Origin of the sequence: Streptomyces sp. XH2 (assembly GCF_049725035.1) — a bacterium.
Lineage (GTDB): Bacteria > Actinomycetota > Actinomycetes > Streptomycetales > Streptomycetaceae > Streptomyces > Streptomyces roseoverticillatus.
Window position 1 is genome coordinate 158,468 of record NZ_JBMMMZ010000008.1, and the last position, 20,280, is coordinate 178,747.

19 protein-coding genes are annotated in these 20,280 nt (G+C 73.6%); 12 read left to right on the forward strand and 7 right to left on the reverse strand.

Features of this window, described 5'->3' with window-relative positions; translation table 11 throughout:
- Positions 1 to 23: 23 nt before the first annotated feature.
- The gene (locus tag ACOTKD_RS17990) at positions 24 to 1,001 is read right to left on the reverse strand and encodes an ABC transporter permease (RefSeq protein WP_424889985.1); all 978 of its coding nucleotides are present in this window, start codon (positions 999 to 1,001) and stop codon (positions 24 to 26) included.
- 237 nt (positions 1,002 to 1,238) lie between these two features.
- On the reverse strand, positions 1,239 to 3,383 hold the full coding sequence (locus tag ACOTKD_RS17995; RefSeq protein ID WP_424889986.1) for a prolyl oligopeptidase family serine peptidase: 2,145 nt from the start codon (positions 3,381 to 3,383) through the stop codon (positions 1,239 to 1,241).
- 188 nt (positions 3,384 to 3,571) lie between these two features.
- On the opposite strand from ACOTKD_RS17995, the gene ACOTKD_RS18000 reads away from it, so the two are divergent.
- The 8 genes from ACOTKD_RS18000 to ACOTKD_RS18035 all read left to right on the forward strand — a co-directional run bounded on the left by ACOTKD_RS18000 (position 3,572) and on the right by ACOTKD_RS18035 (position 11,749).
- Positions 3,572 to 3,766, forward strand: coding sequence for a hypothetical protein (locus tag ACOTKD_RS18000; protein ID WP_030366139.1), 195 nt, complete (start codon positions 3,572 to 3,574; stop codon positions 3,764 to 3,766).
- Between the two features lie 64 nt (positions 3,767 to 3,830).
- A complete protein-coding gene (gene mshB / locus ACOTKD_RS18005; protein WP_424889987.1) occupies positions 3,831 to 4,724 on the forward strand; it encodes an N-acetyl-1-D-myo-inositol-2-amino-2-deoxy-alpha-D-glucopyranoside deacetylase in 894 nt (297 codons plus the stop codon).
- A complete protein-coding gene (locus tag ACOTKD_RS18010) occupies positions 4,721 to 5,110 on the forward strand; it encodes a DUF6113 family protein (protein ID WP_424889988.1) in 390 nt (129 codons plus the stop codon). Before mshB ends, ACOTKD_RS18010 begins: the two co-directional genes overlap by 4 nt.
- A gap of 231 nt (positions 5,111 to 5,341) precedes the next feature.
- A complete protein-coding gene (locus tag ACOTKD_RS18015) occupies positions 5,342 to 7,966 on the forward strand; it encodes a hypothetical protein (RefSeq protein ID WP_424889989.1) in 2,625 nt (874 codons plus the stop codon).
- A 177-nt stretch (positions 7,967 to 8,143) separates the two neighbouring features.
- Complete coding sequence (locus ACOTKD_RS18020; protein ID WP_424889990.1) at positions 8,144 to 9,094, forward strand: ABC transporter ATP-binding protein; 951 nt, start codon at positions 8,144 to 8,146, stop codon at positions 9,092 to 9,094.
- Complete coding sequence (locus ACOTKD_RS18025) at positions 9,091 to 9,834, forward strand: ABC transporter permease (RefSeq protein ID WP_424889991.1); 744 nt, start codon at positions 9,091 to 9,093, stop codon at positions 9,832 to 9,834. Before ACOTKD_RS18020 ends, ACOTKD_RS18025 begins: the two co-directional genes overlap by 4 nt.
- Positions 9,835 to 9,878: 44 nt before the next feature.
- On the forward strand, positions 9,879 to 11,105 hold the full coding sequence (locus tag ACOTKD_RS18030; protein WP_424889992.1) for a sensor histidine kinase: 1,227 nt from the start codon (positions 9,879 to 9,881) through the stop codon (positions 11,103 to 11,105).
- A gap of 38 nt (positions 11,106 to 11,143) precedes the next feature.
- Positions 11,144 to 11,749 carry a response regulator gene (locus ACOTKD_RS18035; protein WP_424890179.1) on the forward strand — a complete coding sequence of 202 codons (606 nt, stop codon included), beginning with the start codon at positions 11,144 to 11,146 and terminating at the stop codon, positions 11,747 to 11,749.
- 27 nt (positions 11,750 to 11,776) lie between these two features.
- On the opposite strand, the gene ACOTKD_RS18040 is transcribed toward ACOTKD_RS18035, so the two are convergent.
- A complete protein-coding gene (locus ACOTKD_RS18040) occupies positions 11,777 to 12,613 on the reverse strand; it encodes a tetratricopeptide repeat protein (protein WP_424889993.1) in 837 nt (278 codons plus the stop codon).
- Positions 12,614 to 12,828: 215 nt separating this feature from the next.
- Positions 12,829 to 13,893 carry a GNAT family N-acetyltransferase gene (locus ACOTKD_RS18045; protein ID WP_424889994.1) on the reverse strand — a complete coding sequence of 355 codons (1,065 nt, stop codon included), beginning with the start codon at positions 13,891 to 13,893 and terminating at the stop codon, positions 12,829 to 12,831.
- A 114-nt stretch (positions 13,894 to 14,007) separates the two neighbouring features.
- On the opposite strand from ACOTKD_RS18045, the gene fdxA reads away from it, so the two are divergent.
- Together fdxA and dapC are read left to right on the forward strand one after the other, a co-directional pair.
- The gene (fdxA, locus tag ACOTKD_RS18050; protein ID WP_030366150.1) at positions 14,008 to 14,337 is read left to right on the forward strand and encodes a ferredoxin; all 330 of its coding nucleotides are present in this window, start codon (positions 14,008 to 14,010) and stop codon (positions 14,335 to 14,337) included.
- An 88-nt stretch (positions 14,338 to 14,425) separates the two neighbouring features.
- Positions 14,426 to 15,523, forward strand: a complete 1,098-nt coding sequence (dapC, locus tag ACOTKD_RS18055) for a succinyldiaminopimelate transaminase (RefSeq protein ID WP_424889995.1) — start codon at positions 14,426 to 14,428, stop codon at positions 15,521 to 15,523.
- A 77-nt stretch (positions 15,524 to 15,600) separates the two neighbouring features.
- On the opposite strand, the gene ACOTKD_RS18060 is transcribed toward dapC, so the two are convergent.
- Both ACOTKD_RS18060 and ACOTKD_RS18065 read right to left on the reverse strand, forming a co-directional pair.
- The gene (locus tag ACOTKD_RS18060) at positions 15,601 to 16,011 is read right to left on the reverse strand and encodes an ATP-binding protein (protein ID WP_424889996.1); all 411 of its coding nucleotides are present in this window, start codon (positions 16,009 to 16,011) and stop codon (positions 15,601 to 15,603) included.
- A 299-nt stretch (positions 16,012 to 16,310) separates the two neighbouring features.
- Positions 16,311 to 17,288 carry a hypothetical protein gene (locus ACOTKD_RS18065; RefSeq protein ID WP_424889997.1) on the reverse strand — a complete coding sequence of 326 codons (978 nt, stop codon included), beginning with the start codon at positions 17,286 to 17,288 and terminating at the stop codon, positions 16,311 to 16,313.
- An 89-nt stretch (positions 17,289 to 17,377) separates the two neighbouring features.
- On the opposite strand from ACOTKD_RS18065, the gene dapE reads away from it, so the two are divergent.
- Positions 17,378 to 18,457 carry a succinyl-diaminopimelate desuccinylase gene (gene dapE, locus ACOTKD_RS18070; protein ID WP_424889998.1) on the forward strand — a complete coding sequence of 360 codons (1,080 nt, stop codon included), beginning with the start codon at positions 17,378 to 17,380 and terminating at the stop codon, positions 18,455 to 18,457.
- Positions 18,458 to 18,535: 78 nt separating this feature from the next.
- Positions 18,536 to 19,285 (forward strand): TIGR00730 family Rossman fold protein, encoded by a 750-nt coding sequence (locus ACOTKD_RS18075; RefSeq protein ID WP_424889999.1) that lies wholly within the window; start codon positions 18,536 to 18,538, stop codon positions 19,283 to 19,285.
- A gap of 73 nt (positions 19,286 to 19,358) precedes the next feature.
- Here ACOTKD_RS18075 and folP read toward each other — a convergent pair whose 3' ends face one another.
- Positions 19,359 to 20,219 (reverse strand): dihydropteroate synthase, encoded by an 861-nt coding sequence (gene folP / locus ACOTKD_RS18080; RefSeq protein WP_424890000.1) that lies wholly within the window; start codon positions 20,217 to 20,219, stop codon positions 19,359 to 19,361.
- Positions 20,220 to 20,280: the final 61 nt, after the last annotated feature.

A 20,280-nucleotide genomic window follows, 5' to 3' on the forward strand; every position in this document is an offset into this window, starting at 1 on the left:
AGCCGGTTCTTGTGTGCACGTCCTCAGCGTCCGGTCCGCGGGTCGAAGGCGTCCCGGACCGAGTCCCCGAGCAGGTTGAAGGCGACCACGAAAACGATCATGGCGAGGCCGGGGAAGAAGATGTAGGTGATGTCGCTCTCGTAGTAGTGGGCGCCGTTGGCGAACATCCGGCCCCAGTCGGGCGTGGGCTCCACGATGCCGACGCCGATGAAGGACAGCCCCGCCTCGACGGTCACGAAGCCCGGGAGCATCAGCGTGGACTGCACCAGGATCGGCGTCCAGAGGTTGGGCAGCAGCTCCTTGGTGATGATCCGCCAGGGAGAGGCGCCCGTGACCTTGGCCGCCTCGACGAACTCCCGCTCCCGCAGGCTCAGCACCTGCCCGCGCAGCAGTCGCGCCAGCCCCATCCAGCCCAGCACCCACAGCACGAGAATCAGCGTCAGGACCCGGAGATAGGTGGGCGTCTCCTTCTCCGGGCTCACGAAGAGGGAGTAGACGACCGGAGTGAAGGCGATGAACGACAGCTGGCTGGGGAAGGCCAGCAGCAAGTCGATGAAGCGGCCGAGCAGATAATCGGTCCGGCCGCCCAGATAGCCGGCCGTCACCCCGATGAGCACGCCCGTCACCACGCACAGGACGGTGGCCGCCGCGGCGATGAGCAGCGAGGTACGGATGCCGTAGACGAGCTGCGTCAGGACGTCCCGGCCGAGGGTGGGTTCGAGACCGAACCAGAAGCTCCCGGACATCCCCCCGTTGGGCTTGACCGGATAGCCGTACTCGTTGAGCAGACCGGGCTCGTCGAGCCCGTACGTCTCCGTCGGGTTCTTCCCGTAGAGCTTCGAGATGAGCGGCGCCGCCAGGGCGACGAGGAAGAAGAACGTCACCACGTAGGCCGACACGACACCCGGACGGTCGCGTTTGAAGCGCCGCCACATCAGCTGTCCGGGTGATCTGCCGGCCGGCCCCGGTGGTGCCACCGGGGCCGGGGAAGGACTCGTCATCGCGTTCGATCCCCCGCACTGTCGTCGTGTCGATCCCTCGCGGATGCCGTTCCCGCGCGGAGGGTTGAGCGGACTTTGACAACGGATTCGGGGTCGGGTCAAGAGGGCTGCGCGACAGCGGCCGGGCGGGCCGCACTTCTTGAGCGAACGATGAGCGGATCGACGACGCGGCGTGCTTGACAGGGAGCCGGGCACGCCGCGCGGAGTCACTTCATGCGGGGGCGTTCCGCGTAGGGGTCACTCCATGCCGAGGGACCGCTTCAGGAAGGCGACCTGGAGCAGCAGGAGGTTCTCGGCGACCTGCTCCTGCGGGGTCATGTGCGTCACGCCCGACAGCGGCAGCACCTCGTGCGGCCGGCCCGCCGCGAGGAGCGCCGACGACAGCCGCAGGGTGTGCGCCGCGACCACGTTGTCGTCGGCCAGGCCGTGCACGATCATCAGCGGGCGGACCTGGTCCGCCGCCTCCGCCAGCCCCTCCGCGGTGACCAGCGAGTTGCGGTCGTACACCTTCGGGTGCTCTTCCGGGTGGCCGAGGTAGCGCTCGGTGTAGTGCGTGTCGTACAGCCGCCAGTCGGTCACCGGGGCGCCCGCGACGCCCGCGTGGAAGACGTCCGGGCGGCGGAGCACGGCGAGCGCCGCGAGGTAGCCGCCGTAGGACCAGCCCCGGATGCCGACCCGGCCCAGGTCCAGCGGGAACTCCCCGGCCAGCGCTTGCAGGGCCTCGACCTGGTCGTCCAGGGTGACGCCCGCGAAGTCGTGGTGGACCGACTTCTCCCAGGCGGGGGAGCGGTGCGGGGTGCCCCGGCCGTCGGCGACGACCACGGCGAAGCCCTGGTCGGCGAACCACTGCGAGGTCAGGTGGGCGTTGTGCCCGGCCACCACGCGCGGGCCGTGCGGACCGCCGTAGGGGTCCATCAGCACCGGAAGCGGACCGTCACCCTCCTGGTAGTGCGTCGGCAGGACGACGGCGCACGGGATCCGGCGCGCGCCCGCCTCGGTGAGCCGTGCGCGCGAGGTGAGCACCGGCGCTTCGGCATACGAGGCCACGACCGCCGCTTCCGCGCCGTCGCGCAGGACCCGGGCGGTGGACCCGGCGCGCTCCGGTACCGCCGACACCAGGACGGAGACCGCCCCCGAGCGCACGGCCGAGTGCCAGCCGCGCCCCTGCGAGACGCGCTCGGCGCCCTGCTCGTCCACGCGGTAGACGTGCGCTTCTCCCGTCTCCGGAGCGGTCGCGTCCGGCCCTGCGGAGGCGGAGACCAGCACGTCGCCGTCGCCCACGTCGAGCACGGCGCGCACATGCAGCCGGCCGTCGGTCAGCTTCCGGTCGCCCACGACCAGCACCCGGGCGCCGTCCTCGTCGGCGATGCGCACCAGGCGCCCGTCCGGGGTCCAGGCGGGAACACCGGGGAACAATTCAAGCCACTTTGCGTCGTCCTCTTCATGGAGCACGCTCGTGGCACCGGTCTCCGTGTCCACGGACAGATACGCCTGATGACGCTGGTCGCGCGACTGCACCAGCAGCAGCGGCGGACCGCCCGCCGACCAGTGCGCCTGCGCGAGATACGGGTAGCGCCCGCGGTCCCACCGGACGTCCGTGCGGCTGCCGTCCAGACCCAGGAGGGCCAGCGTCACCTCGGCGTTCGGGGTGCCCGCCGCCGGGTAGGCCACCTCGGCCGGCTGCCGGTCGGGGTTGGCCGGGTCGGCGATCCACCAGCGCTGCACCGGCGCCTCGTCCACCCGCGCGGCCAGCAGCGACTCGCCGTCCGGCGCCCACCAGAACCCGCGGTGGCGGTGCATCTCCTCGGCCGCGATGAACTCCGCGAGACCCCAGGTCACCGACGGGCCGTCGGGCTCGGCCAGGGCCCGGTCGGCGGTCTCCCCCGCCGCCGCTCCGGCCGCCGGCTCCACATCGGCCACCCGCAGCGCGCCGCCCGCGACATAGGCCACCCGGCGGCCGTCGGGGGAGGGGCGCGGGTCGACCACGGGGCCGGGAACCGCCAGTTCACGGGCGGTGCCGCCGCGCAGCTCCGCCACGAACAGCCGCCCGGAGAGCGCGAACGCCGCCAACTCCGCCGCGCCGTCCACGGCGTACGCGACGACGCCCGCGGAACCCTCGCGCAGCCGCTCGCGGCGCGCCCGCTCCTCGGCCGACAGCTCCTCGGCGGCGCCGGACAGCAGCACGGCCGGGTCGGCGGCCGGGAACTCCCCTCCGCCGGCGGGGTCGAGGACCCACAGGACACCCGTGCGATCGGTTCCGGAACGGGAGCGGAGGAAGACGACACGGGTTCCGTCAGGTGACACCGTGAACGCACGCGGCGCGCCGAGCGAGAACCGTTGCGTACGGGCGTACTGTCGCGGGAACGAGACTTGTCTGGTCATGGCGCCGAGCCTACGGCGGAGCGGCGAGAATCCGCCGTGCGCCCCGGAATTGCCCCCGTGCACCCAGTGCCGGTCACGCTCCGGAAAGTTATGATCACGGACGCATAGCCGATAAGTCCCGCGTGTCATCCGTCAACCGTCATTCCGTCTCATGCGTCTCAACCGCGCGTATCTGGAGGTGAACCGCCGTGGCACTCTCGATTTCGGCGGTGGTGCTGCTGGCGATCGTCGTCTTCATGCTGTGCCGGAAGTCCGGACTGAAGGCCGGCCACGCCGCGGTCTGCGTCCTGCTGGGCTTCTATCTGGCGAGCTCGTCACTCGGGCCGACGATCCACCAGGTGACCAAGAGCGCCACCGATGTGATCAGCAACATCAAGTTCTGAGGGTGTGCGCCCCGGGTCCGCGGGCGGGGGTCCGCCGGGCCCGCAGGACTCGTAGGCTGGTCCCATGACCGACAGCTCCTTCCTGCCGGGCCGCCGGCTCCTCCTGGTGCACGCGCACCCGGACGACGAATCCATCAACAACGGCGCGACCATGGCCAAGTACGCGGCCGAAGGGGCCCACGTCACCCTCGTGACCTGCACACTCGGCGAAGAGGGCGAGGTGATCCCCGCGGAGCTGGCGCACCTCACGGCCGACCGGGACGACCGCCTGGGCCCCTTCCGCGCCGGGGAGCTCGCCGCCGCCATGAAGGAGCTCGGCGTCACCGACCACCGCCTCCTGGGCGGCGCGGGCCGCTACCGCGACTCGGGGATGATGGGCGCCCCCCAGAACGACCGCCCCGACTGCTTCTGGCGCGCCGACGTGGACGAGGCCGCCGCGTCCCTCGTTGAGGTGATTCGCGAGGTGCGTCCGCAGGTGCTCGTCACCTACGACCCGAACGGCGGCTACGGCCACCCCGACCACATCCAGGCGCACCGCGTCGCCATGCGCGCCGCCGAGCTCGCCGGCGAGCCCGCCTTCCGCCGCGACCTCGGCGATCCCCACGAGATCGCGAAGGTCTACTGGAACTGCGTGCCCCTGTCCGTCGTCGAGGAGGGCTTCGCGCGGCTGCGCGCCGCGGGCCGCGAGATCCCGTTCCCGGGCATCGCCTCCGCGGCCGACGTCCCGGGCGTCGTCCCCGACGACGAGGTCACCGCGGCCGTCCCGACCGCCGGCCACGCGGAGGCCAAGGCCGCGGCGATGCGTGCCCACGCCACGCAGATCGCCGTGGACGGCCCGTTCTTCGCGCTCTCCAACGACCTGGGGCAGCCGATCCTCGCCGACGAGTACTACAAGCTGGTCCGCGGTCAGGCCGCCGCCCCGCGCGAGGACGACCTGTTCGCCGGGGTGGACGCATGAGCGGCATGACCACCCCCGTGACCGTCGCGCGCCTCGCCGCGTACCTCGGCCTGTTCGTCCTCGGTGCCGCCACCGGCTTCGCCGGGGCGCTCACCCAGGGCGGCTGGTTCCCCGGCGGCCTGTCGCTCGCCCTGCTCGCCGTCGCGGGCCTCAGCTACGGCGCGGTGGCCGCCACGGGCACCCGCACCGGCGGTGCCGTGGCCGCCGGCGGCTGGCTCGTCGCGGTCATGCTGATGACCTCCAGCCGCCCCGAGGGCGACTTCTTCTTCGGCGCCGGAATCAGCTCGTGGGTCTTCCTGCTGGGCGGGATGGCCCTCGCTGTGATGTGCGCCACTGTCCCGAAACTGCCGCAACCGGACGGACCTTCGGTCCGACTTGGCAAGTGACGTGACGATTTCCGCCTGAGTGTCGTCCGGCCCGTGCGCAGGTCAACCGGCTTCTGCCGGACTTGTCCCGTGACGGGCCGACGGCGTGCGGGCACGCAGCGCGCTCCCTCCCGCCGGTGCGAACCGGCGGTCGTCAAGTGCGTGTGCGCGGTGCCCAGTATGGTGGTGCGCGCCGCCGAGCCGCCCGAGCGAGGTCATGACGGGCGGCGGAGCTAACCGGGAGAACCTGCTTTGAGCCGTGAATCTGACAGTTCGTCCTCCGGGCCCCAGGGCCGCGGTGGCGCCGCCTACCCGTCCGGGAACCCTCCGTACGGCAGTGAGGACCAGGCCCGTGGGGCCGCGGCCTCCAGGCCCGAAGAGCCCAAGACCGAGACCACGCTGACGACGCGGATCCGCATCAACATCCCGGGCTCGCGGCCCATCCCGCCGGTCATCATGCGCACGCCCGTCGACGGCGAGGCCGCCCCCGCGAGCGCGCCCGGCACCGGGTCCGCGTCCGGGGCCGCCTCCGCGCCCGCCAAGCAGCCTCCGGCCGCGGGCGGCGGCGCGCCGTCCGGCGAGCGCAAGGCCCAACTGCCGCGCCGCCCCGCCGCGACGACGCCCCCCGGCCGCAAGCAGCAGGGCCAGCCCGGCTCCACGGAGCAGGGCGGCGGCAAGGGCGAGAAGGCCAGCGACTGGTTCGCGCCCCGCAAGGCGGGCGGTCCCACGCCTCCTCCGGCAGGCGCGCGCAAGGCCGAACTGCCGCGCCGTGCGCCGGGCGCCGGTGCCGCGGGCGCGGGTGCCCCGCAGCACTCCGGCCCCCGCGACGCTCCTCCGGCCCCCTCCGCGGGGCAGACCATGGGCGGTGCGCCGTGGCCGGGCGATGCCCATGCCACCGGCGCCGGCCCCGTGCCGCAGCCGTCCCGCACGCCCAACCCGGGCAACGGCTGGCAGCGCGACACCACGCACGGCGCCGCCGCCCCGCAGGCGGGCGCCGCGGCGCCGCGGCGCGGCGCCGCGGACGACTGGCCCGGCGGCTCCTCGACCACGGGTGCCCCCCCGTGGGACGCGGGTATGAACGCGGGTATGAACGACATTCCGGGCGCCGGTGTGCCCGGTGGCGGGCCCGGCAGCGGCGCCCCCGCCGGCGGCGCGGCGCAGCGGCGCGGCGCGCAGGACGACTGGCCGGGCGGCCCGTCGGCCTCCGCCGCCCCCTCGGCCCCGGGCGCGCCCGTGGACGACTGGCCCGGCAGCCCCTCCACCACGGCCTCGACGCCGTGGCCGGGCGACCCCTCGACGACCGGCTCGATGCCGCAGCCGCCCGCCCCGGGCGGCGGCGCGCCCTGGCCCGACGACCCGATGAGCACCGGGTCCATGGGCATCATGCAGCCCCCGGCGCCGGGTGCGCCCGTGGGCGGTGGCGCGCAGTGGACCGAGCCGGAGAGCACCCAGCAGTTCCCCGCGCCCGCCATGGGCGGCGCCGCGGATCCGTTCGCCCCCGCCGGCGGCGCGTTCGGCCGCACGGACACCCCGCACGAAGGCGTGCCCCGCGTGCCCGCGCCGCCCGCCGGCGCGCAGTCCGCCGCGGCCGCCGCTCCTCCGGCGGCGCCCGGCAAGGCCCCCCAGCAGCCCAAGGGCGGCAAGGGAGCCAAGGGCGCGAAGGGCGGCAAGAAGGGCGGGGCCAAGGCCCCCGCCGCCGGTGCCCAGGCCGCCGGTGAGACGCTCGTCAGCGGCGGCGTGCCCGTCGTGCCGCCGCCCGGCCCGGGCGCCCCCCAGGCCGGGAAGCCCGTGGACAGCGGCGCGCCGCGCATCGCCGTGCCCAAGCCCAAGGTGCCCGGGCCCGGCGCGGTGCCCCCGCCGCCGGCCAAGGGTGCGCCCGCGGGCGCCGCGAAGGGCGCGCCGAAGAGCGCGCCCGCGAAGGCGCAGCCCAAGAAGAAGGGCCGTTCCAAGGTCGTCCTGCTGGGCGGCGCGGTCGTCGGCCTCGTCGGCGCCGCGTACGTGGCCGGGCTGGTGCTCGACCACGCGGACGTGCCGAACGGCACCACCGTCCTCGGCGTCAACATCGGCGGCTCCTCCAAGGAGCAGGCCGTCCAGAAGCTCGACTCCGCGCTCGGCGACCGGGCGACCAAGCCGCTCAAGGTCTCCATCGGCGGCAAGGAAGCCGAGCTCAAGCCGTCCGTGGCGGGCCTGTCCATCGACACCCAGGCCACGGTGCGCGGCGCGGCCGGCCGCGACTACAACCCGCTGACCGTCATCCCCTCGCTCATCGGCGGCACCCGCACGGCCGAGCCCGTGATCGTCGCCGACGAGGAGAAGATCGCGAACGCGCTCAAGACGCTGGCGGGCGAGTCGGGCGGGGCCAAGGACGGCACGATCAAGTTCGAGCCGGGCAAGGCCGTACCCGTCTACGGCAAGCCGTACCAGGGCATCGACGGCGACAAGGGCGTCGCCGCCGTCGCCAAGGCGTACAAGGACCGCGCCGCCACCGGCCAGGAGACCCCGGTCGAGCTGCCGAGCGCGAGCCAGCAGCCGAAGGTGACCAACGCCGAGGTCGACCGGATGATGAAGGAGTTCGCGCAGCCCGCGATGTCCGGTCTCGTCACCGTGCAGACCGACCCGCTCCACAAGATCCAGTTCGGTCCGGAGCGCTCGCTGCCGAAGATCCTGGGCGTCAAGGAGGTCGGCGGCAAGCTCGTCGAGAACTACGACCTCGAAGCGATCAAGGAGCTGTACGGCACGGCCTTCAAGGGCGTCCTCATCCAGCGCGGCAACGGCACCAAGACCGAGGTCACCCCGCAGGACGTCGTCGGCGCCCTGCGCAAGGCGCTCGTGGGCAAGACGCCCGCCGAGCGCGTCGGGACGATCCCGCTGAGCTGACCGCCCGGTCCCTTCAGCGGCCGAGAGCCCCCGTGCCCCACCGGCACGGGGGCTCTTCGCTCTCCCGGCAGCCGCTTGACTCCGTGCTTCCGTCATCCGCGGACATGACATCTGTCATCGTCAGGACCGTACTCCTGACACTGCCGCCGACCCCGCTGACCAGGGAACATGGTCAGCATGACCACCACAGGAACGTACACGGGGGAAGGGCGCCGCACCGGCGCCCCCGTGGTCAGCTTCGAGAACGTGAGCAAGAGCTACGGCGCGGTGCGCGCCGTGGCGGATCTCGACCTTCAGCTGTACCCGGGCGAGACCGTCGCCCTCCTCGGCCCCAACGGCGCCGGCAAGTCGTCCACCCTCGACCTGCTGCTGGGCCTGCGCAACCCCGACGCGGGCCGCGTCGAGCTGTTCGGGACCACCCCGCAGCAGGCCATCGCCCAGGGCAAGGTCGGCGCGATGCTGCAGTCCGGCGGCCTGATGGAGGACGTCTCCGTCCGCGAGCTGGTGAAGCTCGGCTGCGACCTGCACCCGCGCCGCTTCCCCGTCGACCAGGTGCTCGCCGCTGCCGATCTGACCGAGATAGCCGACCGCAAGGTCAACAAGCTCTCCGGCGGCCAGGAGCAGCGCGTGCGCTTCGCCCTCGCGACCGCCGGCGCCAACGAGCTCATCGTGCTCGACGAGCCCACCACCGGCATGGACGTCTCGGCCCGGCAGGCCTTCTGGGGCGTGATGCGCGAGCAGGCGCAGAACGGCCGCGCGATCCTCTTCGCCACGCACTACCTCGAAGAGGCCGACGCCATCGCCGACCGCGTCATCGTGCTCCACCGCGGACGCGTCCTCGCCGACGGCTCGGCCGCCGAGATCAAGGCGAAGGCCGGCGCCCGCCGCATCGTCTTCGACCTGGACGGGCACATCGGCGAGGCCGCCCTGCGCGAGCTGCCGTTCCTGTCCTCCCTGGAGGTCTCCGGCCGCACCGTGCGCATCCAGTCGCACGACGCCGACGCGACCGTCCACGCCCTCTACGGCCTCGGTCTCTACCCGCGCAACCTGGAGGTCGCGGGCCTCGGCCTGGAGCAGGCCTTCATCGCCATCACCGACGCTGCCACCGCCGAGGAGGCGGCCCTGTGAACACCCTGATCAAGCTCGAGATCGCGCGCACCCTGCGCAACAAGAAGTTCATGTTCTTCTCGTTGCTCTACCCCGCGGGCCTGTACCTGATGATCGCGGGCGGCGCGAGCAGCACCGAGATCATCGGGGACACCGGGCTCACCCTGCCGCTGCTGATGATGGTCTCCATGGCCTCCTTCGGCGCCATCACCGCCGTCCTCGTCGGCAACAGCGAGCGGATAGCCAAGGAGCGGGAGAAGGGCTGGGTGCGCCAGCTGCGCCTCACCGCCCTGCCCGGCCGCGGCTACGTGACCGCCAAGGTCGCCTCCGCCGCCGTGGTCTCGCTCCCCTCGATCCTCGTGGTCTTCGTGATCGCCGCCGCCGTCAAGGGCGTCCGGATGGACGCCGCCTGGCAGTGGTTCGCGCTGGTCGGCGCCATCTGGGCGGGCAGCATCGTCTTCGCCGCGCTCGGCGTGGCCGTCGGCTACCTCGCCACGGGCGACGCCGTCCGCCCCATCACGATGATCATCTACTTCGGTCTGTCGATGCTCGGCGGCCTGTGGATGCCGACCACGACGTTCCCGACGTGGCTGCAGAAGGTCGCGGAGTGGACCCCCACCTACGCGTACGCCGGCCTCGGCCGCTCCATCGAGCAGGCCCACGCCCCCGAGCTGAAGCACGTGGCGCTCCTCGTCGTCTACCTCGCACTGTTCGCGGGCATGGCAGCCTGGCTGTACCGCAAGGACACCCGCAAGGGCTGACGCCCCGAGGGACCGGATCCGGAAGACAGGACAGGGCGAGGGACATGGCCGGAGGACCGCGGCGCTGGAACCCATGGCGGGCCGCCATGGAAGTCCACGACGACCCGTCGTACACCATCGGCATCGGCACGGAGCCCGAGAACCGGCGCCAGGCGGTCGTGAAGATCATCTGGATCTCCATCTGGTTCGCCTACATGGCGGCCCCGGTGGAGGACGTCCTCGGCGACCACCACGCCCTGGTGGGCGACCTCCTCGGCGGCGCGGGGCTCGTCGCCTTCGTCGCCGGCTACCTCGCCCTGGTCTTCCGGCACACCTCCCGCCCCCTGGAGCGCGCCCGCGTGCTCGCCGCGCTCGGCCTGCAGATGGCCCTCGCGACCGCGCTCACCCTCACACTCGGGGGCGCCTGGCTCGTCCTCTTCGTCTACGTCTGCGTCGCTGCCGGCGCGGTCCTGCCGACGAAGCTGTCCCGTGTCGTGATTCCGCTGGTCACGGGGGTACTGGCGGGACTCGGCGCGATGACACCGGGCGCTCCCGAATACCTCGCCGCCCTCATCATCCCGGCGCTGCTCGGCGGCTTCGCGATGAACGGCGTGCGGCAGATGGCCCTGACGGCCCGAGCGCTGCGCGAGGCCCGCGCCACCGTCGCCCACCTCGCCGCCAACGAGGAGCGGCTGCGCCTCGCCCGCGACCTGCACGACCTCCTCGGGCACTCCCTGTCGCTCATCACGCTCAAGAGCGAGCTGGCCGGGCGCATGCTCCCCGGCAAGCCCGAACAGGCGGCCCAGCAGGTCGCCGACATCGAACGGGTCAGCCGCCAGGCCCTGGTGGACGTCCGGGAGGCGGTGAGCGGCTTTCGCCGCCCCACCCTGGAGGCCGAGCTGGCCGGCGCCCGCACCGCCCTCGCGGCGGCCGGCGTCGTCGCCGACTTCTCCCGCGCCGCCACCACCCACCCCGACCTCGCGCCCGACGAGGAGGGCGCGCTGGCCTGGGCGCTCCGGGAAGCCGTGACCAACGTGGTGCGGCACAGCGACGCCCGCCGCTGCGAGATCGCGCTCACCGAGGAGGGCGACGAGCTCTGCCTGACCGTCAGCGACGACGGCCGCGGCCCCCAGGGCACCCACGGCAACGGCCTCACGGGCCTCTCCGAACGCCTCGCCCTCGCCGACGGCCGCCTGGAGACCGGCCCCGGCCCGCGCTGCGGCTTCCGCTTGCGTGCATTCGTCCCGCTGGCACGCGCCTCCGCCCGGGAGCGGCCTACCCTGTCGCTGTGACAGACCAGCACCACCCGGCGGACGCCGCGGGCCGACGCATCATCAGAGTCCTTCTCGCGGAGGACCAGTCCATGGTCCGGGAGGCGCTGGCGGCGCTGCTCGGGCTGGAGGGCGACATCGAGGTCGTCGCCCAGGTCGCCCGGGGGGACGAGGTGCTCGGCGCCGCGCGCGCCCACGACCTGGACGTGGTGCTGCTCGACATCGAGATGCCGGGGATGACCGGGCTCGACGCGGCCGCCCTCGTGCGCCGCGAGCTGCCCGCCCTCAAGGTCGTCATCCTCACGACCTTCGGGCGCCCGGGCTACCTGCGCCGCGCGATGGAGTCCGGGGCGGAGGCCTTTCTCGTCAAGGACGCCCCCGCGTCCCAGCTCGCGGACGCCCTGCGCCGGGTGCTGCGCGGCGAGCGCGTCATCGACCCGACGCTCGCGGCGGCCGCCCTCGCCGAGGGCGCCAACCCGCTGACCGACCGCGAGCGGGTGGTGCTGCGCGCGTCCGCCGACGGTTCGACCAACGCGGAGCTGGCGAGGACGCTGCACCTGTCCAACGGGACCGTCCGCAACTACCTCTCGACGGCCATCCAGAAGACGGGCGCCCGCAACCGCGCCGAGGCCGTCCGCATCGCGAGGGACAAGGGCTGGCTGTGACGCCGGCAGGCGCGCCGCCCCGGGCGGTCAGTTGAGCATCGCCCGGGCCGCCCGCGCCTGCCGCCGCACCGTCTCCGCGACCGTCGGCTCCAGCGCGTCGATGACCTCCGCGTACTCCTCCATCTCGTGCGCGCCGCCCACGAAGTCGCCCCGCTCCACAAGCAGCTCGGCGCGTTCGTAGCGGAGCCTGGCCGGGTGGCTGGGCAGCAGCAGGGACAGCTCCACGGCCCACAGCTGGACGTCGCTGCGCTCGGGCCGCGCCGCGGCCCAGGCCCGGATGTTGTTCAGCACCCGCAGCACGATCTCCGCCGGCTCCGCGGGGGAGAACATCGACGGGGCGAGCGGGGCGCCCGTGGCGCCCGCGACCAGCAGGCCCGCCTCCTCCTCGGACAGGATCCGGCCGCCGTCGAAGGGGTCGGCCAGCACGTGCTGCCCGTACGGCTCGCCGAAGCCGACGACGAAGTGGCCCGGCAGCGCCACCCCGTACACCGGCGCGCCGGCCCGCCGCGCGACCTCCATCCACACCACGGACAGCAGGATCGGCAGCCCGCGGCGGCGCCGGAGCACCTCGGTGAGCAGCGAGGACTCCAGCCGCCGGTAGTCGGCGGGGGAGCCGTGGAAGCCGCAGCGCTCGCCGAGGAGCTCCGCGAGCGCCTCCGCCCACCGCCGCGGGTTCGCCTGCCGGCCCAGGGCGGGGAGCAGCCCGGCGAGCCGGTCCAGCTCTATCTGCGCGGTGTCGACCGGCTCCTCGCCCGCATCGGGGTCGGCCTCGCCCGCGATCAGCAGGCACAGCAGGGCGAGGTCGGGCCGCGCTTCGCGTGCCGCCTCCGCGAATCGCGCCCGCCGTCCGGTGGTGTCGTACATGGCTGCCTCCGCAGTTTCTATGGTGCGCTCCGGTTCCGGTGCCTGCGTGTTCCGCCGGACCCTCGCCGTCGTGGTGCCCCGCCGTGGCGACGGGACTCTCCTGCCCGCGCACGGCAGGGTGAGGCCCGGCCTCTCGATCCCGCCGCGACGGTGACACGCCACGACGGCGAGGGGCGGGCGGGATGCGGGATCACCGCGAGCAGTGCTCCGCGGTGCTACGGGCGCCGCGCCTCGCGGCGATAGTGATACGCGTGGTGCGTCGTGAAGCCCAGCTCGTCGTAGAGGGCCTCCGCCGCGCCGTTGTCCGTCTCCACCTGCAGGTACGCCGCCGACGCGCCCTCGCTCAGGGCCTGCTCCGCGAGGCGCGCCATGACCTGCGTGGCGAGTCCCCGGCGGCGGTGGTCCGGGTGCACGGCGACCGCCGAGAAGCCCGCCCACCGGCCGTCGACGACGCACCGCCCCACGGCGAGCGGGGCGCCGGACGCGCCCGGCACGGCCGCGAACCACACCGACGGCCCGCCGCCCAGCACGGCCAGGGCGTCCTCCGCGCTCGCGCCGGTCCGCCCGTACGCGTGCAGCCACGCCTCGTCGGCGGTGCGCGACAGCCGCACGCCTTCCGTGGGGGCCCCGGTGTCGGCGACCGGGGCGAGCGGGGCCGTCCGCACCAGGGCGTGGCGCTCCGCCGTCCAGCCGCGCCCGGCCAGCTCCGCGTCCAGCAGGGCGTCCTGCTCCGGGTCGCCGGTCGTGATCTGGATCGCCGCGGGCAGGGAGCGCTCGGCGTACCAGGCGGCCACGCGGTCCACGGCCTCCGGCAGGGGCAGCCCGCAAGCGCCGAGCGGCAGGGCCGAGTTGGCGCGGGTGGTGAAGCCGCCCGCCGCGCGCAGGGTCCAGTCGCCGAGGCGCGCGGTCTCCCGGGCCGGCCAGCCGCGGGCGGCGGTCTCCTGGAGCTCGCGCACGGTGGCGGCGGGGCCGCGCCGCCGGGGCGGGGGATCAAAGGGGCGCGAAGCGCTTCCATGAGGGGTGGCGGTCGGGTGGCGGGTGGGAACGACCTTGCCGGCGACGAGGGCGGTCTCGTCGAAAGTGACAATCTCTCCGGTCCGTCGTGTGATCCGCAGCACGCCGCCCTCCCAGGAGGTGAGGACGCCGACGGTGTCCGTGAACCGCTCGGCGGACCCCCCGGACGACCCTCCTGAAGGGTTCAGACGGCGTACGGATACCCTTTTTCCCACATCAGCGGTACTGATCCTGATTTCCAGACGTCCGCCCGTGGTGAATTCCACAGCTCTCCTCGCCCCTCTTGTTCGTCAAGTGCCCGGGAACGGAGATACTAGGTGTGGGCATCGACGACGCCGCGCTCCCGCGCGAGATGAGCCCTACCGAGGAGGAACGACAGCGTGACCTACGTCATCGCGCAGCCTTGTGTCGACGTGAAGGACAAGGCGTGCATCGAGGAGTGCCCCGTCGACTGCATCTACGAGGGTTCCCGGTCCTTGTACATCCACCCGGACGAATGTGTCGACTGTGGTGCCTGTGAGCCGGTCTGCCCCGTCGAGGCGATCTTCTACGAGGACGACACTCCCGAGGAGTGGAAGGACTACTACAAGGCGAACGTCGAGTTCTTCGACGAGCTCGGCTCGCCCGGTGGCGCCTCGAAGCTCGGCCTGATCGAGCGCGACCACCCCTTCATCGCCGCGCTGCCCGCGGACATCAACCCGGAGCACTGACCCGAGCGGCCCCCCGGCCCCGTACGGCCGCAGCCGTGCGGGGCCGCGGCGTATCGCCGGTCACCCCCAGAGCAAGAGAGCGAACACCGTGAGCGCAGTCTCCTCCCGCCTCCCCGTCTTCCCCTGGGACCGGCTCGCCCCGTACAAGGCGAAAGCCGCCGCCCACCCCGACGGCATCGTGGACCTCTCGGTCGGCACCCCCGTCGACCCCGTACCGGCGCTGATCCGGCGGGCGCTCACCGACGCGGCCGACAGCCCCGGCTATCCCACGGTGTGGGGCACGCCCGAGCTGCGCGACGCGCTGACCGGCTGGGTGGAGCGCCGGCTGGGGGCCCGCGACGTGACGCACGCCCACGTGCTGCCGATCGTCGGTTCCAAGGAGCTGGTGGCCTGGCTGCCGACGCAGCTCGGCCTCGGCGCGGGCGACAAGGTCGCCTACCCGCGGCTGGCCTACCCGACCTACGAGGTGGGCGCGCGCCTCGCGGGCGCCGAGCCCGTCGTCTACGACGACCCGACGGAGCTCGACCCCACGGGCCTGAAGCTGCTCTGGCTCAACTCCCCGTCCAACCCCACCGGCCGCGTGCTGACCGCCGACGAGATGCGCCGCACCGTCGCGTGGGCCCGGGAGCACGGGGTGCTGCTCTTCAGCGACGAGTGCTACCTGGAGCTGGGCTGGGAGGCCGAGCCGGTCTCCGTCCTGCACCCGGACGTCTGCGGCGGCTCGTACGAGGGCGTCGTCGCGGTGCACTCGCTCTCCAAGCGCTCGAACCTGGCCGGCTACCGCGCGGCCTTCCTCGCCGGTGACCCCGCCGTGCTGGGCGAGCTGCTCCAGGTCCGCAAGCACAGCGGAATGATGGTCTCCGCCCCGGTGCAGGCCGCCACGGTCGCCGCCCTGGGGGACACGGCGCACGTGACGGAGCAGCGGGCGCGCTACGCCCGCCGGCGGGAGGCCCTGCGGGCCGCCTTCGATGCGGCGGGCTTCCGGATCGAGCACAGCGAGGCGTCGCTGTACCTGTGGGCCACGCGGGACGAGCCCTGCTGGGACACCGTCGCCGCCCTGGCCGAGCGCGGCATCCTCGTGGCGCCGGGCGTGTTCTACGGGGAGGCGGGTGAGCGGTTCGTACGGATCGCGTTCACCGCGACCGACGAGCGGGTGGAGGCCGCGGTCCGCCGCCTGACCGCATGAGGCGCGCCGCATGAGCACGCGGAAGGGCCCGGGAGGAGATCTCCCGGGCCCTCTCGCGTGCCGGTGCGTGCGCTGTGTCAGCCGCCGATCGGGAGCTGCCCGCCCACGGGCAGGCCCTGGGCGTTGAGACCGCCGGCGGCCTTGGTGGCCTGGCCTGCGAGGCCGGAGGTGGCGCCCGCGGCCTCGCCGGCGACCTTCTGGACGGCGGGGGCGGCGGTCTTGGCGGCCTTGCCGGTGGCGTCGGCGGCGCCGGGGACGGTGGTCTTGATGGCGCTGGTACCGACGCCCGTCACCGTGTCCCCGGCCTTGTGGGCGGCAGCGTCCACGTTGGTGCCGAGGTTCGCGCCGTCCACCGCGGTCAGGCCGCTCGTCAGGTCGGGAGCCTGCGGGGCGGCGCTCGCCGCTCCGGCCGCGCCGATGACGGGTGCCGCACCGGCGGCTACCAGCAGGGCGGCCCGGGCGATCCGACGCGTCAGGGGGAGGGACATGATGCTCCTTTGGCGGAGTTGAGGACGTTGGCTGTCCGGCGAGCGGACGCAGTGACTACCGCGTGAATCCGCGGAAGGTTGCGGTGCGCCACGGTAAAGAATTGGTAATGCGTCGCATTATCTGTCCCCCTAAAAGCGGGGCAAAACGGGCGTGCGGTATGGCCGTCAGAAAGGCTTACAAGCCTTTGGTCACAACGAATTTCCGGTAAAGCCGGACGCCTGGGACGGACGGTGCCCGGCAATCGCGCGGGGCTGTTGTGCATACCCCCGGTGGGGGGTCCGCTCGCACTCCTGAGCGTCTACGGGGCGGTCGTGATCCGTACCTCGGGCGAGGAGTTCCCCGCCGAATTCCCCGGCTCCGCAGGGCCCTTGGCGCCCTTGTCCGCGCGCCAGCCGTCCCGGGAATCCGCCGCCGTCCACACCCGGCCGCCGAAGGACACCCGCTCGATCCGCAGCTCCGTCGCGTGCGCCACCGCCCACGAGGCCAGCTGCCAGCCGCGCCGCTCCCGGCCGCCCTCGGCCGGCTCGCCCGGACCGGGCGACTTCTCCGGCACGGGCACCGACAGCGTCCGCGCCGCGGCACCCCCGGCCGCGCCCGCACCACCGCCGCTCCCGGCCGCGAGCGTGTCCGCCGCGGGGACGGCCGCCGTGCCGAACTCCCGGCGCAGCTTGGCCCGCACCGCCGTGACGTCGCCCTTCTTGCCGTCGCTCGGGCTCGTCGTGCAGGTGAACGCCGCCGCCTCCCGGCCCGTCAGCGCGGACGACAGCAGCGACGCGTCCGGCTCGTGCTTGGCGTACGCCTGCGGGAAGCCGCTGCGCTGCACCTTCTGCGCGGCCACCGTCAGCGGCAGCCGCGAGTAGCCCGGCACCTCCACCAGGTGGTCGTAGAACTTCCCCGCCGCGTACACCGGGTCCGTGATCTGCCGCGCGCTGCCCCAGCCCTGCGTCGGCCGCTGCTGGAACAGCCCCAGCGAATCCCGGTCGCCGTGGTGGATGTTGCGCAGGCCCGACTCCTGCATGGCCGTGGCCAGGGCGATCGTCACAGCCCGCTCCGGCAGCCCGCGCTCGGCCCCCACGGCCGAGATCGTCGCCGCGTTCACCGCCTGCTCGGGCGAGAGGGTGTACGACGCGCCGTCCGCGCGCACCGTGCAGCGCGGCGCCCCCGGTCCGCCCGTCACCAGCTGGGCGATCCCGTAGCCGATCAGCGCGAGCAGCACGGCACAGGCGGCCACGATGCGCAACATTCGGCCACGTCGGGTGACGAAGATCCGGGACATGCCGCCCACGTTACTGGAGAGTGCCGACGGCGCCCGGGCCCCACCCACCGGCCCGGCCCCGCCCGCACCGGCCGGGCTAGAGTCGCCGCATGGATGACGCCGTACTCGATCTGTCCCTCGACGCCGCCGCCCTCACCGCCCAGCTCGTCGACGTCCCGTCGGTCAGCGGGAGCGAGAAGATGCTCGCCGACGCCATCGAGGCCGCCCTGCGCGCGCTGCCGCACCTGACGGTGGACCGCCACGGCAACAACGTCGTGGCCCGCACGAACCTGGGCCGCTCCGAGCGCGTCGTGCTCGCCGGCCACATCGACACCGTCCCCATCGCCGGCAACGTCCCCTCACGGCTGGACGAGGACGGCTTCCTGTGGGGCTGCGGCACCAGCGACATGAAGTCCGGCGTCGCCGTCCAGCTGCGCGTCGCCGCGACCGTGCCGGAGCCCAACCGCGACCTGACCTTCGTCTTCTACGACAACGAGGAGGTCGCCGCCCACCTCAACGGCCTCGGCCACATCGCCGACGCCCACCCGGACTGGCTCGCCGCCGACTTCGCCGTCCTCCTGGAGCCCTCCGACGCCCAGGTCGAGGGCGGCTGCCAGGGCACCCTCCGGGTGCACCTGCGCACCACCGGCGAGCGCGCCCACTCCGCGCGCAGCTGGATGGGCAGCAACGCCGTCCACGCCGCCGCGCCCATCCTGGCCAGGCTCGCGGCCTACGAGCCGCGCCGCCACGTCATCGACGGCCTGGAGTACCGGGAGGGCCTCAACGCCGTCCGCATCGAGGGCGGCGTCGCCGGCAACGTCATCCCCGACGCGTGCACCGTGACCGTCAACTTCCGCTACGCGCCCGACCGCAGCCCCGCGGAGGCCCTGGAGCACGTGCGCGAGGTCTTCGCGGACTGCGGCGTCGCCGAGCTCGTCGTGGACGACGAGTCGCCCGGCGCGCTGCCCGGGCTGTCCCACCCCGCTGCGGCCGCGTTCATCGAGGCCGTCGGGGGCACGCCCAAGCCCAAGTTCGGCTGGACCGACGTCTCCCGCTTCAGCGCGCTCGGGGTGCCGGCCGTCAACTACGGCCCCGGCGAGCCGACCCTCGCCCACAAGCGGGACGAACGCGTCCGGGCCTCTCTCATCAACGACTGCGAGGCGCGGCTGCGGGCCTGGCTGGCCGGCTGACCTTCCGGTGACCTGCCGGAAAGCCATCCGTGTGGGCCTACGCTGAACAGCAACGATCTGCAGCGGAGGGAGCACGGCATGGCACATCCCGAAGGATCGCGCGCGCAGCGGGAGCAGCGCCGGGGGCCGGTGGTACGCCGGTACGGCCAGATGCAGGCGGGCACCACGGACCAGCACCTGCTGGACACCAGAGGAGCCGCGGACTGGGTCCACGAGGACCCCTTCCGGGTGATGCGCATCCAGTCCGAGTTCGTCGAGGGCTTCGGGGCGCTCGCCGAACTGCCACCCGCCATCAGCGTCTTCGGCTCCGCCCGCACGCCGCGGAACTCTCCCGAGTACGAGGCCGGCGTCGCCATCGGGCGCGGGCTCGTCGAGTCGGGCTTCGCGGTCATCACCGGCGGCGGGCCCGGCGCGATGGAGGCCGCGAACAAGGGCGCGACGGAGGCCGGCGGCGTCTCCGTCGGCCTCGGCATCGAACTGCCCTTCGAGCAGGGGCTCAACCCGTACGTCAACCTGGGCGTCGACTTCCGCTACTTCTTCGTGCGGAAGACGATGTTCGTGAAGTACGCGAGCGGGTTCGTGGTCCTGCCCGGCGGACTCGGCACGCTGGACGAGCTGTTCGAGGCCCTCACCCTCGTCCAGACCAAGAAGGTCACGCGCTTCCCGATCGTGCTCTTCGGCTCCGCGTACTGGAGCGGACTGGTCGGCTGGTTCCGCGACACCATCGTCGCCGAGGGCAAGGCCGGCCCGCACGACCTGCACCTCTTCCACGTCACGGACGACGTGGAAGAGGCGGTGCGGCTGGTGACGAAGGAAGCGGGGATGTAACCCGCCGCCTCCGGCGGCCCCGGTGGCGTGCCGCCGTTGCGGCGGGCATCTTTGCTCCGCCGCAGCGGCGCCGTCAGGCCAGACCGCGGCGGGCGACCGCCGGCGGGCGATGGCCCGCGATGGACGCCACCATGTCCAGTACCTGCTTCGTCTCCGCCACCTCGTGCACGCGGTAGACCTGCGCGCCCAGCCATGCCGAGACCGCCGTCGTCGCGAGCGTGCCCAGGACGCGCTCCTTCACCGGCTTGTCCAGCGTCTCGCCGACGAAGTCCTTGTTCGACAGCGAGACCAGCACCGGCCAGCCCGTCTCCGCCATCTCGCCGAGCCGCCGGGTCGCCTCCAGCGAGTGCCGGGTGTTCTTCCCGAAGTCGTGCCCCGGGTCGATCATGATGCCGTCGCGCCGGACGCCCAGCGCCACCGCGCGCTCCGCCAGCCCCAGCGTCACCCGCAGGACGTCCGCCATCACGTCCTCGTACTCCACCCGGTGCGGGCGCGTGCGCGGCTCCGCGCCGCCCGCGTGCGTGCACACCAGGCCCGCGCCGTAGCGGGCCGCGACCTCGGCCAGCTTGGGGTCCACCCCGCCCCACGCGTCGTTGAGCAGGTCGGCGCCCGCCTCGCACACCGCCTCGCCCACGTCGTGCCGCCAGGTGTCGACGCTGATCACCACGTCCGGGTGGCGCCTGCGGACCTCGGCCACGAAGCCGACCGTGCGCCGCGCCTCCTCCTCGGCGGTCACCTCCTCGCCCGGCCCCGCCTTCACCCCGCCGATGTCGACGATGGCGGCGCCCTCCGCGACGGCCTGCTCCACCCTGGCCAGGGCGGGCTCGTCGCCGAACGTCGCACCCTGGTCGTAGAAGGAGTCCGGCGTCCGGTTGACGATCGCCATGATCACCGGCTCGTGCGCATCGAACTCGCGTCGTCCCAGCCGCAGCATGTCCCTACTCCCTCTCGGTGGTCCGCCAGTGACCTTAACCGTCAGTGCGGCATGGCACGAT

Excerpts from the sequence above, each read along its gene's own strand:
- mshB (WP_424889987.1), top strand. The coding sequence starts at position 3,831 with ATGACCGACAGCTCCTTCCTGCCGGGCCGCCGGCTCCTCCTGGTGCAC.
- folP (WP_424890000.1), bottom strand. The coding sequence starts at position 20,219 with ATGCTGCGGCTGGGACGACGCGAGTTCGATGCGCACGAGCCGGTGATC.
- ACOTKD_RS18030 (WP_424889992.1), top strand. The coding sequence starts at position 9,879 with ATGGCCGGAGGACCGCGGCGCTGGAACCCATGGCGGGCCGCCATGGAA.
- ACOTKD_RS18075 (WP_424889999.1), top strand. The coding sequence starts at position 18,536 with ATGGCACATCCCGAAGGATCGCGCGCGCAGCGGGAGCAGCGCCGGGGG.
- ACOTKD_RS18040 (WP_424889993.1), bottom strand. The coding sequence starts at position 12,613 with ATGTACGACACCACCGGACGGCGGGCGCGATTCGCGGAGGCGGCACGC.
- dapE (WP_424889998.1), top strand. The coding sequence starts at position 17,378 with ATGGATGACGCCGTACTCGATCTGTCCCTCGACGCCGCCGCCCTCACC.
- ACOTKD_RS18065 (WP_424889997.1), bottom strand. The coding sequence starts at position 17,288 with ATGTCCCGGATCTTCGTCACCCGACGTGGCCGAATGTTGCGCATCGTG.
- ACOTKD_RS18010 (WP_424889988.1), top strand. The coding sequence starts at position 4,721 with ATGAGCGGCATGACCACCCCCGTGACCGTCGCGCGCCTCGCCGCGTAC.
- ACOTKD_RS18020 (WP_424889990.1), top strand. The coding sequence starts at position 8,144 with ATGACCACCACAGGAACGTACACGGGGGAAGGGCGCCGCACCGGCGCC.
- ACOTKD_RS17995 (WP_424889986.1), bottom strand. The coding sequence starts at position 3,383 with ATGACCAGACAAGTCTCGTTCCCGCGACAGTACGCCCGTACGCAACGG.
- ACOTKD_RS17990 (WP_424889985.1), bottom strand. The coding sequence starts at position 1,001 with ATGACGAGTCCTTCCCCGGCCCCGGTGGCACCACCGGGGCCGGCCGGC.
- ACOTKD_RS18060 (WP_424889996.1), bottom strand. The coding sequence starts at position 16,011 with ATGTCCCTCCCCCTGACGCGTCGGATCGCCCGGGCCGCCCTGCTGGTA.